A 13,588-nucleotide genomic window follows, 5' to 3' on the forward strand; every position below is an offset into this window, starting at 1 on the left:
GAACCGTGCGAGGCACCCATGATGAATTCCCAAACTGAGCTTCAAGATCAACGCTTCAAGTATCTGTATTTGAGCTCCAGACTGGGAACCATGCGCGCGGCGGCCGAAGAGCTGGAGCTCGCCGTCTCCTCCATCAGTCGCCAGATTGCAAAACTGGAGTCTGATCTCGGTATTCAGCTCATACAAGAAGGTACTCACAGGATCTGCCTGACCGCCGCTGGTCAGGCTGCAGTTGATTATTATGTTGAGCGTATGGGTCATCACAATCTACTTTTGAAAAAACTCGGCCAACTCAAAGAAGGATATTTAAATAGAACAAGCATTGCGGTAGGCGAAGGACTACTTAGTACTCAGGCCATAGGTGAGCTTTATCAATTTTTCAAAGCTAACCGACAATCGCACACTGAGCTTTTGATTGCGCCCTCTCACGAAGTTGAGCGAATGGTCGCTGAAGACGAAGCAGACATAGGATTGGTGTTTTCCCCTACCAAGACCACCAACATCAATAGGCTCCATTCTTTCGATCAACCCATGAGAGCTATTGTCCACCCCGACCATCCGCTGGCGGGCAGATCGATACTCAGTCTTCAAGACCTGGCTGACGAAGATATTGTTCTACCCCCGCCTGAGTACCGGATCAGGGGAATTATTGATCAGTTGCAAAGTGAAAGCAGCGCTCACTTCCAGCCTTACATTACTTCAAACTCACTGAAGATAATGTTGGACCTCACGCGCAATGGCATAGCTTCAACAATACTCAGTGACTTTCCCGTCATTGATGAGTTATGCAACGGCACATTAAAAGCTATTCCTATCGATTATCACGCATTGAATGTAACACAAGTACAAATTATTTCGCGCCAATCCAGGAAGCTGTCCCCTCTTTCGCGTGATTTGGTGCATTACTTGGCAATGGCGATAAACGCACAGATTCGGCGCATTCGTGACTGCACCAGCAGAAATCCCAATAAGATTTTCTTGGTTCGGAAAAATGCCATAGCTACGGCAGTTGACTAGCCTCTTTTTTCTGAGCGATATTTTCCATGATTCTCCATATGATGGATTTAGCGTCTTGAACTATTCGCTCATAATTCTGCGCATCCGGCCAATCCACCATGTAAAGCACCATAATGCCATCGATGTGTAACAGCACCTGGGTTGCGACCCGCTTGATGGTCTCACGCGATGCATCAGGGTAAACCCTGGTAAGGATTGTCGAAAATTTTCGCCTATTGACTCTGTACAGTTTACGCTGAAAAAGGCGCGCCTCTACATCCCGGAGTGCCATCCCCCAGAGCTCGACGAAGATAGCTGTAACATCCAGTCGCATGAGATCGCTAAACAAATAATCCAACACAGCACACATCTGTTGTTCGGGACTATTATAGGACTCCATCATGATGAGTTTATAATTTTTCAGATAGTCATTTACGGTATACCTGACCATCTCCAAAAATAGCTGATCTTTGGTCGGAAAAAAATATTGAAGATGACTCAGCGACATATCGACTTTTTTAGCCACGCTTCTCATACTGAATCCAGCATTTCCCGAGTCGAGAAATACCATCCTTGCCTCGACCAAAATAGCCGTACGTTTCTCTTCAGTCTTTTGATTGTTTTTAGCAACCCTCATTGAGAATTTCCTTTTTACATAAAAAATTGCAGAAATTATACAACACTCTTAACTCGCCTTAAAGACCATACTTGCTTGTATTCCATACAGGCCAGATATACCTGCCCGGTCAGATGCACTACTGTTTTACCCGATATCGTCATCGTCTCAGCTTAGTGCAGTCGTGGTCCACGACCTAGGGCACGATCAGCAAAAACCAATTCGTCCTACACGCAAGTGAGACATTGGACGCACCACCTGGATGATTCGCCTTTGTTGCAGCAAGGGCAACAATAGGTACCTCTGCTGTCATTGTCCAACTCGTGGCGGTGCGGGATATTAATTTCCTTTATATTCCGCTAGTACGATAGCGGCCCCTGAAACAATAACAATGGGCATTCGATCATGACATTGGCAAATAACTACGAACACCTCACCGCTGGGGCTAAATCCAGGATCGGCAAACGTACCCAAATCTTCATTAATGGTGAGTTCAGGGACCCGCATTCAGAAAAATACTTTTCTATCGCCGATCCTAGTAACGGTCTTGAATTAGGTCAAATCGCACAGGCAGACCAGTTTGACGTCGACTTGGCAGTTGCCGCTGCACGCAAGGCATTTGAGGACAGCGCCTGGTCCAGAATGAGACCCTATCAACGTGAAGCTTTGATGCTGCGGCTAGCTGATTTGATTGCGGAAAACGCTCAGGAGCTTTCTGAACTCGAGACGCTCAGCAGTGGCCGCCTTATTCGAAACACTCGCGCATTCGATGCGGACCTGTCGGTTTATACGCTGCGTTATATGGCGGGGTGGTCCACCAAAATCTCTGGAAAAACCTTGGATTTGTCCGTTCCTTACCTTCCGGATCAAAAATTCTTTGGTTTCACAAAACGATCGCCACTGGGTGTCGTAGCAGCAATTACCCCGTGGAACGTGCCGCTTTGCCAAGCGGTCTGGAAATTGGCACCTGTTCTTGCAACGGGGTGCACTGTTGTTCTCAAGCCCGCTGAGCAAACCCCGTTCACTACTTTGCGCCTGGCGGAGCTGTGTAATGAAGCTGGCATTCCACCTGGAGTTGTCAATGTCATTACCGGCCTAGGTCATGAAGTAGGTGCGGCGCTTGTTGAGCACCCTGGCGTGGACAAGATAAGTTTTACAGGCTCGACTGAGACAGGGAAACGAATCGCCGCAATAGCAGCGCCCCTGATGAAAAAATACACGCTTGAACTCGGCGGTAAGTCACCGGTCGTCATCGCCGAAGATGCCGATCTGAACATCGCTATTCCCGGCGCTGCCTGGGCTATTTTCGGCAATCATGGTCAAAACTGCTGCGCAGGTTCTCGGCTGTACGTCCACGAACGCCACTACGCCGAAGTCACTGCGGGAGTCGCTGAAATCGCACGGACCATCAAAATTGGCCCGGGTCTGGATTTAAGTTCGCAGATGGGTCCACTCGTTCATCACGCCCACCGCGACAAGGTGATGAGCATGATCCACCAGGGCCTTGAGTCCGGTGCAGAATTACTGTGTGGGGGCGAAACGATCAACAGCCCTGGCGCTTATATCCAGCCTACCATTTTGACCGACCTTACAAACAACAGCATCACATCCCAAAAGGAGATTTTTGGGCCGGTGCTAACAGCCTTTTCCTTCAAGGACGACCGTGAGGTTATCCAGCGCGCCAATGCGACCTCATTTGGTTTGGGGGCCAGTATCTGGACCAAAAACGTTGATCGGATCACGAGCTTCTTCGGCGGCGTGAAGGCAGGCACTATCTGGATCAATAACCACAATGTGCTGGATCTCAGTCTCCCCTTCGGCGGCATGAAGGATTCAGGCGCAGGTCATGAATTGGGTGAAGAAGGCTTACTCGCCCACACGTCACTCAAGGCCGGTGTTATGCGTGTTTTTGATCAGGCTGAATGAAGATTGGCGAGCTTTTTTAAACCATCAATATGAATTGTCTTCCCGCGTGCGTACAGGTATTACCCGATGAATGAACTCCTAAACGTAGTCGTGCTTAAACGAGTGCTGCAAGGTGATGATGTGGTCGTCATCGAGTTGGCGCGGGCAGACCGCGGCAATTTACCGACCTTTGAGGCCGGTGCCCATATTGATGTGCACCTACTCTCAAATGTGATCCGCCAATATTCGTTGTGCGGCGATCCCGCTGACGCAGGCATTTATCGCCTTGGGGTATTGAGAGATCCTCAATCCAGGGGTGGGTCCATTGCAATCCATCAGGAATTACTTGAAGGCGTAAAGGTAAACATAAGCCTGCCTCGTAACCATTTCCCGCTGGACTTGAATGCCGAACGTTCAATCCTGCTCGGAGGGGGTATTGGCATCACACCGATGCTGGCCATGGCCTATGCGCTTGAAGCCAGGGGCAAGGCGTTTGAAATGCATTATTGCGCACGCTCACGTAGCCGAAGTGCGTTTCTTGAAGAGTTGCAGCTCTCCGGATTTTCCCAAGCTGTCCAGCTGCACTTCGACGATGAACCTGAAAGCAAACTGGACCTCAAACGCGTATTAGGAGGCAGCCAGGACACGGCTCACATCTATACATGTGGACCGGGAGGTTTTATGAAGTGGGTTATCAATAATGCTCTCGAACTCGGCTACCCTGATGCACACATTCACCGCGAATACTTTCAGGCCGACATTGATACCAATGGGTCTGGTTTTGAGGTTGTGGCGGCGCGCAGCGGTAAAACCGTCAATGTCATGACCGGGCAGACCATTTATCAAGCATTGGCTGAAGTAGGTATTGATATCGAAATATCCTGCGAGCAGGGTGTTTGTGGCACATGCCTCTGTGATGTTTTAGAGGGTGAACCAGACCATCGCGATGTGTATCTCACTGCTGATGAAAAAGCGGCGAACGATACGATATTGGTATGCTGTTCACGATCAAAATCTCCACGATTGGTGCTGGACATATAACGTCAAAAGCGGTGCATCGCTGGCGTCATTTGCCTTGGCCGTCCTCAGCAATGTAATGACACACAGGCTATGGCGCAGGGATTGTCATGCGTTGCCGCTCAAGCAAACCCATTGAGCCCACCGGGATTTTTTCCTGCCGTATCGGCGGTTCAAATCCCCCTGTCTTACACATGACTACTGCTTTGCGCCGGTTAGTGTTGGCGCTAGCATTCGGCAGTTTCAATCCAGCGCTGCCTGACAACGTGCAGCTGAGAATTTTATGCTTAAGAATAACCTTCAGGGTTTATGGAAATATCGAGTGCCGTTGTTGGGCATATTCAGTATCGCGACTGCTCTTGTGCTGGCTTTTGCCTGGGCAGGAGGATTCTTAGGCACCGGCGTTACCACAAAAGAGTTTCTGGGTGACTCCCTGGATAATTTTCCACCAGGCTATCGACGGGCGCACGGTAAGGGTATGTGTTTCAGTGGGACTTTTCATGCGAGCGGCGAGGCCGTCCCTCTGTCGATCTCACGTATTTTTCTACCGGCCAACATCCCCGCCGTCGGGCGTTTTTCAATCGGCACCGTGGACCCGCATGCGGCGGACAATTCGACGGCGACCGTCAGCATGGCACTCATGCTGGTAGGCGACGATAAGTCACAGTGGCGAATGAAGCTCAACAACGAACCCTACTTCGCGACTCGGGATGCCGAGGGTTTCCTGGCGCAGGTCGAGGCCTTTGAACCGGTGGCTGCCACTGGACACCCAGCCCCGGACAAGGTGGCCGCGTTTTTTCAAAAATATCCAGAGGCTCGCAAGTCTGTAGAGCGAGAGGCGAACGCGACTTGGCCGGCCAGTTTTGCAGGAACCGAATATAATTCCATCAACGCCTTCGTACTCATTGCAGCGGATGGAAAACGTCAACCTGTGCGCTGGTCCATGCGCCCTCATGCGGCGGTAGAGATGTTGAGCAAAGAGGCTCATGCGCAAGCCAGTCATGACTTCCTGTTTGATGAAATAACTCAGCGTGTGGGTGTAGCACCCTTGTACTGGGATCTGGTATTCCAACTCGCCGAGGCGGGAGATCCGGTGAACGACCCTTCTCAACCATGGCCGAGCAACCGCAAGGAGGTAATCGCTGGAACGTTAGAGGTCAACCAGGTGGTAGAGCAAACTCATGGGGCATGTCGTGACATTAACTTTGACCCGACGCTTGTACCTTCAGGAATAGCGCTTTCAGACGATCCTGTTCTTGCAGCCCGTGCGGGTATTTACTCCCAGTCCTATAACGCCCGATTACGAGAAATCGGTTTTGGTAAAGCCACTGACGCGGTTGGCAAAAAGGAAATCAAATAATGCATACCCAGCAGAAGCACACCGGTGTGCAAAGTTTCAACTTCGCGGCACGGCTTCTCCATTGGCTCATGGCTGTCCTTATCCTGGCTATGCTATTTATAGGTGTAGGCATGATGTCTTCTCTGAGCCTGCGTCCCTGGCTCATTGATCTTCATAGGCCTCTGGGAATCGCCATTCTTCTTTTGGCTATCCTGCGTCTAGGCAATCGGCTTTTAAGCACCATGCCGCCATTGCCTGCCAGCGTACCTTACTGGCAGGCAATGGCGGCGCATGTTTCGCATCTATTGCTCTACTTGCTGATGCTCTGCCTGCCACTGCTCGGTTGGGCGACGCTCTCTGCCGGAAATTGGCCTGTCACCATGTTCGCGGGCTGGAACCTTCCACCCATTGCTCCTGTCAGCTCCGCGCTTTACGCTTGGTTTCGGGCCGCACATGGGTTATTCGCCTGGGTTCTGTTTCTGCTTGTGTTAGGACATCTTTGCGCAGCGCTGATACATGCCTGGATATACCGCGACGGCGTCTTTTCCAGCATCACGCGTAAGGCTCGTGGTAAATAAATGACGCACATCAACATGGCCACGATCGATCTGAATCTTCTCAGGACTTTTGTGGCTATTTGGGAACACCGCAGCCTGACAATCGCGGCGGAACGCCTACACCTCAGCCAGCCCGCCGTCAGTCACGCACTGCGTCGACTACGCGATGTGTTTGACGATCCGCTGTTCGTACGAACAGCAACGTCGATGGAGCCGACTGACGCAGCTATTCGCCTGCACGGACCCATTGAACATGCGCTGATTATTATTCAAAGCGCATTAATGATGTTTTCGAACTTTGAACCGAAAACAGCGGATCGTACTTTTCGCATCTCCATGTCGGATATGTCGCAACTTTATGTGCTACCGACGGTGATGGAAGTGCTAGCGCGCGAGGCGCCGAGAGTACGCCTGGATGTGCGTCAAATGCCTATAGAGCAACTGGCTATGGCATTGCGCAAAGGTGATGTAGATATCGCGATAGGCTATCTGGTAGAACTTGGTGAAGAGTGCATCCACGAAAAATTGCTAGACGACGAATTCATTTGTCTGTTGCGCGACGGCCATCCTTTTCAGGAAAATGAATTGAGCGTTCAGGACATACTCGCCCTGCGCTTTGTTGACGTTTCGAGCAATATTACCGGCCATGGCCTAACCGCCGATGCAGCATTCGGAAAGGCCGGCATTGCGCGCGAAATCGCTCTGAAAGTGCCTAACTTCACGATTGCCCCGAAAATCGTTGCCAACACTGATCTGGCATTGATTCTGCCGCGTGCCATTGCCATGCAGCTAAACCACGACCAGCGCTATCGGCTGTTGAGTCTGCTCATCGAATTGCCAGCCATCTCGGTGGGACTTTATTGCCATAGCCGTTTCCTATCGGATGCCGGGATAACCTGGCTGCGCGGGTTAATTATTAGTCTGTTTGCCTCCGGCAGCCATACTGGAGTTCATATCAAATGAGGCGTGCGAGCATTCTTTATAAACCCTGTAACCCACGAATGGGGAACTGCAATTATTCAGGATGCCGACGTCTGTACGTTGACGGCTGCAGCCCGCCCCAGACGGTGAAAGTTTCTCCCAAAGTAAATCAGACTCTCCCCCTCTTCACGGACCTGAATTTGGTTAATTTCGACAAATAATACCGAATGCGATCCGACTTCCTTGATATCTACTATGTTTCCTTCGAGGCTTGCTAGGGCGTCGTTCAACACCGGTAGGCCCGAGGAGCCTGTCCGCCAATCCTGGCCGACAAAACGTTCAGCAGGCGGCAGGTCGGTCATACCAGCAAACTGTCGCGCAACACCCTCCAGATCACCGGTCAGTATATTTACGCACAACGCCCTATTGCCCAGCAACGCTTCATGAATTGAACTGTTACGGTTGATGCAAACCAATAATGTTGGGGGCGTATCAGTGACCGAACAGACCGCACTCGCAGTTAATCCGAAGCGACCATGGGGGCCATCGGTAGTAATGATATTCACCGCCGCAGACAACAATGACAGCGCTTGCCGAAAATGTTGTTTTGATTGATCGCTAACCATAACCTTCACCTTTTAATTATTGACTTGGTGAATCCATGTTGAGAGGGATTGTTCATTCGGTCAAATTCGCTTTACTCATACGCACTATTGACAGCAGGAATAGCCATCGCCCTTAAACGCCCTCCCCTTTAGAGGCGCATGGCACGACAGTTAATTCCCACGGATTATTTAGCTTATTCATATTCCGAATTTGATTTTTTCTTATCAGCCCACGCATTCTGAACGTGTATGCAATCACCCTAGCCAGAGAACAATAAACATGAACAGCAAAAACAATTTCGATGATCGTGACACACGTAAAGGCGCTCCAATCAGCATCAAGGCGATTTCCCTAGATGATGTGATCTCGGAGATTGCCGAGCGTCGCGGCGAGTTTAATCAACGCTCCCATGTCCCTTTAGACATGATCGAAAAAATGAAAGCAGCCGGTATCTTCCGCGCCAGTACTCCCAAATGTTTCGGTGGCGATGCGCTGGCTCCAGCCGAGTTCCTGCGCATTGTAGAGCGGGTTTCCGAAGCCGACGGTTCGGTCGGCTGGGTGACCGCGTTCGGCTCAGCCAACATCTACCTGGCGGCACTACCCCCGGCAACCCAAGCGTTGATTTATGCCAACGGGCCAGACCAGGTCTATGCTGGCGGCCTGTACCCTCTACAACCCGCCAAAGAGACTGAAAATGGCTGGGAAGTCAGCGGGCACTGGCGGTTTGCTAGTGGGTGCAAAGGTGCGAACTGGATTGGTGTAGGCATCGGTGGCACATCGGCCAACGGTGGAGGACCGACGGCAGGCAAACCGCTGACCGCTGTGTTCCCGGCAAGCGAAGTGCAGATCGTCGACAACTGGAATGTTGTCGGAATGCAAGGGACAGGAAGCCATGACCTCAAATTGCACCAAAAGAACATCCAACGCCAGTGGACTTTCGTGCGTGGCAGTGCCTCCACAATTGACGAGCCCCTCTATCATTACCCGTCCGTTTCCTACCAGGCGCAAGTTCACGCCGCCGTTAACCTTGGGCTGGCACGCGCAGCACTGGACTTGGTGATCGCAATGTCGGGCAGCACCAAGACTGTCACCGGTGCCCCGCGCTTGGGTGATCGCGCTTATTACCGCAGCGAACTGGGTAAGGCAGAGGCGATGCTGCGAAGCGCTCAGGCGTTTTTCTACGAATCCGCCGAAGCTGTATGGGCCTCGCTTTTGGCCGGTAATCCGGTGACCCTGCAGCAGACAAACTTATTGCGCCTCAGCGCCACCCATGCCGCTCATACCGGAGCGGACGTAGTCATGAAGGCTTATCGACTGGCTGGGACTGCAGCCATCTTCAATGACAATCGTCTGCAATGGATCGTACGCGACTCCATGGTAGTAACACAGCATGCTTTCCTCGGCGAAGCGACTTACGACGGCGCTGGCGCGGTGTTCGCGGGCATCGAACCGACCATCCCCTATCCTTGAGCACCACTATGCACAGCAGCTTCTGCCACGCTGCTGCAGCCTCTAGAGCTGATTCTGTAAGAGAAATATGCAACCTTGTTAGCGAGTCTCTACCCACTTAACGAAAATCGCGTCCAGGTCGTCTGGATTGAAGATTGTCGCAATCGGGCTGCATCGGGCCAACATCAGTCGATGTATGCGAGTTGGTGAGTGGGCAATATCAGTTTTAATATGCGGCACACAGCTGTTTTCGCTCAAGTGTGTCATCAAGCGACCGATAAAAACTTATGCGCTGGGCCATCCGCCGCTGCTTGCGGGGAGCACATTCCACGCTCTAGGAAAACCATGACAATAAGAACAATGAACATTGCTCCGCGCGCATTTCTGGGGTTCTCCCTGATAGGCGCGCTCATGCTGATTCTCGGCCTCTTCGCCCTGTCTCAGATGAGCAAGATCCGAGCAGCTGGCGACGACATCGCGATAAATGGCGTCCCTAGCTTTCAGACCCTGAATGCTCTCACGGTGACGGGCGTCCGCATGCGGGTTTTGTCGCATCGGCTGTTGACTGATCGCGAACCGAATATTCAGAACAGGACCATCGAATTACTTGCGGAACAAAACCAACAACTTATCAAGTCGCAGGCAGCATACGCCAAACTGATTTCATCCCCTGTAGAGCAATCCGACTACAACGACTATATGCGACTGATGGATGAATATCGGAAGATTGAAACGCGCCTTGTTACCCTCAGTCGGGCTGGCGATCTGCAGGAGCTAACGCGCGTGCTGAACGCCGAGTCTGCGGCTAACGCTGAGCAGATAAACGTAGCGTTGGGTAAGCTTACTGACTTCAATAACGCCCAGCTGGCTATCATCAATCAATCCGCTGCTGACCAGTACAGCTCTGCGTTCAACTGGGTTGTCGGCCTCCTCATTATTGCCTCGCTGCTGACCATGCTGTTTGCCTGGCTGCTGACCAAGAGCATCACCCAACCGATAGCGTTGGCACTTGAAGCGGCTGAAACCATCGCCGAAGGTAATCTGACCCGACCAATAAAGGTTGATGGCACTGACGAAGCGGGCCGATTGTTGCTAGCCATGCAAAAAATGCAGGAGAAACTGCGCGATACCTTGATCCGTATTTCCGGATCCGCAATACAACTGGCTTCCGCTGCCGAGGAGCTGAACGCAGTTACCGATGAAAGCGCCCGTGGCCTTGCGCAGCAGGACAACGAAATAGAACAAGCCGCGACTGCAGTCAACGAAATGACCAGCGCCGTCGAAGAAGTGGCGCGTAACGCAGTGAGCACTTCAGAGGCGTCAAAAAACGCGACGGCGTCAGCAGGCGATGGCCGGGATCTGGTTCACGAAACCGTCAACGCTATCGAACGCATGAGCGGGGATGTGCAAAGCACCGCTGATCTGATTGGTAATCTTGCGGAAGAGTCCCGCGACATCGGCAAGGTTCTGGACGTGATTCGTGGCTTGGCGGATCAGACCAACCTGCTGGCGCTGAACGCAGCTATCGAAGCGGCCCGGGCCGGTGAAGCCGGTCGCGGCTTTGCGGTTGTCGCCGATGAAGTACGCGCTTTGGCCCATCGCACCCAACAGTCCACCAGCGAAATTGAACGCATGGTTGGCAGCATTCAAGGCGGCACCCAAAAAGCGGTCAGTTCAATGCGTAACAGCACTGACCGTGCTGAATCTACCCTGAACATCGCGAAAGGCGCAGGCTTGGCGCTGGAAACCATCAACACCGCAGTGATCGAGATCAACGAGCGTAACCTGGTCATCGCCGCCGCTGCGGAAGAACAGGCTGCAGTCGCCCGTGAAGTGGACCGCAACTTGGTCAACATTAGGGACCTGTCGACGCAATCTTCCAACGGCGCCGCCCAGACCAGCGCCGCCAGCGGCGAGTTGACCCGCTTGGCGGTTGATCTAAACAGCATGGTTTCGAGGTTTAGTTTGTAAGACGAATAGGTGTCCAGCTGTTGGAGCGAGGCTCGCCCGCGGGAGCGATAACGCGGTTTTCCTGATATATCAAGGTGCGTGGTTAGCAGGCAAGACTCGTTTCTCACAGGGTCCAACTTAAACTCTGTGAGAACGTTAAACTGGACGCCAGTTACGGCTTTATGTCGCATTTCTCTCGGTAGCTACCGATTATTGGTAGCCATTTTAGCTGTGAAACTTGTATGGTCGTAGTGCATGAAGAAGTACGCCATATGGTTGCGCTTCTTCGGTGCTATCACCAGTTAACAGCCCTCGTTGCTCGCCTTTTGTCGCTGCGATTCTGCAGCTATCGCGTCATCAGTGTTCGCGTGCAAAGTAGATCGTCATTCGTGTGGTTCGTATGCATCCGGCCGAGTCATCTATCCACCCCCGCAAAGCCCAGACATGCTGCGCACTTAAATTTAAGTGGGCACCGGAACTAGCCTCTTAAGCGGGTATTTCATGCAGCCAACACGCCGTTCCTACTCCGACGCTTTCAAAGCCAAGGTTATTCAGGAATGTACCCAACCCGGCGATTCGATGGCCGGCATCGCATTCAGCCATAGCCTCTCTTCCACAGACGGATTCTGCTGCAAACGCAGAAAGCACCGCGCTGCAACCTGCATTTCTTCCACTCCCCCATGCCCGCTGACTGAAGCAAACTCGCAAGCGGTGTCGTCGAATATCGGTATTGAAATCCAGCACCCGCGTGGCGAACTCAAAGTGAACTGACCGAAATGCTGCTTGCGCAACCGCTCTTCAAGACTTGCTGCAATGATGCGCATATATTCCATTTGGCTCGCCACGGAGCCAATGGATATGCGCTAGGTACCCGTTGGCAAAGGGCATCAAGACGCTAGTTCAAGTCGAGACCTTCCTCGAGTATGGACTGTTGCACGGCTTCACGGCTCTTCACACGCTCATACCAAGCCTGCAGATGATGAAGACTGTCAAGATGAAGCGGCGTGTCTTCGTAGGACTTCAGCCAGGATGCCTTAGCCCAACCAGTCACAGCAAACAGGTAGGTGTCAGCGACCGTGAATTTGTCACCCATAAGAAACTGTTTGTCTGAGAGATGCTCATTAATCCAAGCGTAGCGTTTCTCCAACTTCGGTCTTGCAATCTCGATGTAATCTCCTGCCGGAGCAGCATAAAAGAGCGGAATAAAGCCCTTATGGATTTCCGTTGAGAGGAAGGCGAGCATTTCCTGAAGCTTATATCTTTCAAACGTTCCGTTGGCTGGAGCAAGGCCTATTTCGGGCTTCTGGTCTGCAAGATATTGGATGATTACAACGCCCTCCAAGAGCATTTCACCATTATCAAGCTCAAGCGCAGGAATGTAGCCGTGCGGGTTGACCTTGTAAAAGTTCTTCCCTTGTTCTGTTACATGATCTTTGAGGTCGACCTTGATGAATTCGACCTTGAGGCCAAGTTCGTTTGCAACAATGTGTGGCGAAAGGGAGCAGGCGCCAGGCTTGTAGTAAAGCTTCATTCTGTGATCTCCATGGACTTGATTGTCGTGCGAGTTCGTATAACGTTTGACTTGCTCGCTACGCTTTTGCACAGTTTGAATGGTTGAGTTATCCCTGTGCCACTTTCTCCACAGCAAGAGAAAGCGAATCACCAAGAATGCGCCACAAAGCGGCAAGACGCCGACGGTAGGTGCCCTCACTACAGTAAATCAACTCGACATGAAGGCTGTCGATGACGCCGATATAAGCATCCTGAAACATCGAAATCTCGTTCGCCGACAGGGCTGGATACCTGTTCTCAAGGCTTGCGCCAAAGTGTTCACGCAGGCGATCAAGATAGGCTTCAAAGCCACTCGTAACCGATGCCTTTAGCTCCGAAGGCGGAAAGAATGCCGTGCGCAGCAGAAAACGCAGAGCAGCAGAAGACTCGTAGCGGTTTGAAAGGCTCTCCGTGTACAGCTTGCCGGGCTCGTCATTATTCGCCGGGACGCTTGCAAACATCTCTTCGATATAGTGCCTCTCCGTCACCATCGCCAGATTCAGCACGGCGTCGAACAGATCATCCTTGCTTTTGAAGTGCGCGTATAACGAAGGCTTGCGCATACCGGCCATGACAGCAATGTCATTGAGCGACGAGGCGTCGTATCCACGCTCAGCGAAATGCACCAGGGCGATGTCACAGATTCTGCCTGCCGAAGGGCTCAGCACTTTCATCAGGATG

Annotated in this window: 13 protein-coding genes; 8 read left to right on the forward strand and 5 right to left on the reverse strand. The window is 51.9% G+C overall.

All coding sequences use genetic code 11. The features are described 5' to 3' along the window. Positions 1-18: 18 nt before the first annotated feature. Positions 19-1,017 (forward strand): LysR family transcriptional regulator, encoded by a 999-nt coding sequence (locus tag C4J92_RS14100; RefSeq protein WP_256657410.1) that lies wholly within the window; start codon positions 19-21, stop codon positions 1,015-1,017. On the opposite strand, the gene C4J92_RS14105 is transcribed toward C4J92_RS14100, so the two are convergent. Then, positions 1,001-1,633 (reverse strand): TetR/AcrR family transcriptional regulator, encoded by a 633-nt coding sequence (locus C4J92_RS14105; RefSeq protein ID WP_015372130.1) that lies wholly within the window; start codon positions 1,631-1,633, stop codon positions 1,001-1,003. The genes C4J92_RS14100 and C4J92_RS14105 overlap by 17 nt on opposite strands. A gap of 384 nt (positions 1,634-2,017) precedes the next feature. Between C4J92_RS14105 and C4J92_RS14110 the strand changes: the two genes are divergently transcribed. The 5 genes from C4J92_RS14110 to C4J92_RS14130 all read left to right on the forward strand — a co-directional run bounded on the left by C4J92_RS14110 (position 2,018) and on the right by C4J92_RS14130 (position 7,393). Next, a complete protein-coding gene (locus C4J92_RS14110) occupies positions 2,018-3,538 on the forward strand; it encodes an aldehyde dehydrogenase (RefSeq protein WP_065876911.1) in 1,521 nt (506 codons plus the stop codon). Positions 3,539-3,604: 66 nt separating this feature from the next. Then, on the forward strand, positions 3,605-4,558 hold the full coding sequence (locus C4J92_RS14115) for a PDR/VanB family oxidoreductase (protein ID WP_124404286.1): 954 nt from the start codon (positions 3,605-3,607) through the stop codon (positions 4,556-4,558). Positions 4,559-4,817: 259 nt separating this feature from the next. Beyond that, positions 4,818-5,894, forward strand: coding sequence for a catalase family peroxidase (locus tag C4J92_RS14120; protein WP_124404287.1), 1,077 nt, complete (start codon positions 4,818-4,820; stop codon positions 5,892-5,894). Then, on the forward strand, positions 5,894-6,451 hold the full coding sequence (locus tag C4J92_RS14125) for a cytochrome b (protein ID WP_124404288.1): 558 nt from the start codon (positions 5,894-5,896) through the stop codon (positions 6,449-6,451). Before C4J92_RS14120 ends, C4J92_RS14125 begins: the two co-directional genes overlap by 1 nt. Then, positions 6,452-7,393: a LysR family transcriptional regulator gene (locus C4J92_RS14130; RefSeq protein ID WP_124404289.1), complete on the forward strand. Its 942-nt coding sequence runs from the start codon at positions 6,452-6,454 to the stop codon at positions 7,391-7,393. A gap of 56 nt (positions 7,394-7,449) precedes the next feature. Here C4J92_RS14130 and C4J92_RS14135 read toward each other — a convergent pair whose 3' ends face one another. Next, positions 7,450-7,977, reverse strand: coding sequence for a flavin reductase (locus tag C4J92_RS14135; protein WP_124404290.1), 528 nt, complete (start codon positions 7,975-7,977; stop codon positions 7,450-7,452). A gap of 259 nt (positions 7,978-8,236) precedes the next feature. Here C4J92_RS14135 and C4J92_RS14140 point away from each other — a divergent pair, with 259 nt between their 5' ends. Further along, positions 8,237-9,427 carry an acyl-CoA dehydrogenase family protein gene (locus tag C4J92_RS14140; RefSeq protein WP_124404291.1) on the forward strand — a complete coding sequence of 397 codons (1,191 nt, stop codon included), beginning with the start codon at positions 8,237-8,239 and terminating at the stop codon, positions 9,425-9,427. A gap of 324 nt (positions 9,428-9,751) precedes the next feature. Further along, positions 9,752-11,377 (forward strand): methyl-accepting chemotaxis protein, encoded by a 1,626-nt coding sequence (locus C4J92_RS14145; protein ID WP_124404292.1) that lies wholly within the window; start codon positions 9,752-9,754, stop codon positions 11,375-11,377. 530 nt (positions 11,378-11,907) lie between these two features. Here C4J92_RS14145 and C4J92_RS14150 read toward each other — a convergent pair. From C4J92_RS14150 to C4J92_RS14160, 3 genes are all read right to left on the reverse strand, one after another. Beyond that, positions 11,908-12,189, reverse strand: a complete 282-nt coding sequence (locus tag C4J92_RS14150) for a hypothetical protein (RefSeq protein ID WP_124404293.1) — start codon at positions 12,187-12,189, stop codon at positions 11,908-11,910. 62 nt (positions 12,190-12,251) lie between these two features. Next, positions 12,252-12,887 carry a glutathione transferase GstA gene (gene gstA, locus C4J92_RS14155; RefSeq protein ID WP_124404294.1) on the reverse strand — a complete coding sequence of 212 codons (636 nt, stop codon included), beginning with the start codon at positions 12,885-12,887 and terminating at the stop codon, positions 12,252-12,254. 88 nt (positions 12,888-12,975) lie between these two features. Next, positions 12,976-13,581, reverse strand: a complete 606-nt coding sequence (locus C4J92_RS14160) for a TetR/AcrR family transcriptional regulator (protein ID WP_124404295.1) — start codon at positions 13,579-13,581, stop codon at positions 12,976-12,978. Between the last annotated feature and the right edge of the window lie 7 nt (positions 13,582-13,588).

It is taken from the genome of Pseudomonas sp. R3-18-08 (assembly GCF_003852065.1).
Lineage (GTDB): Bacteria > Pseudomonadota > Gammaproteobacteria > Pseudomonadales > Pseudomonadaceae > Aquipseudomonas.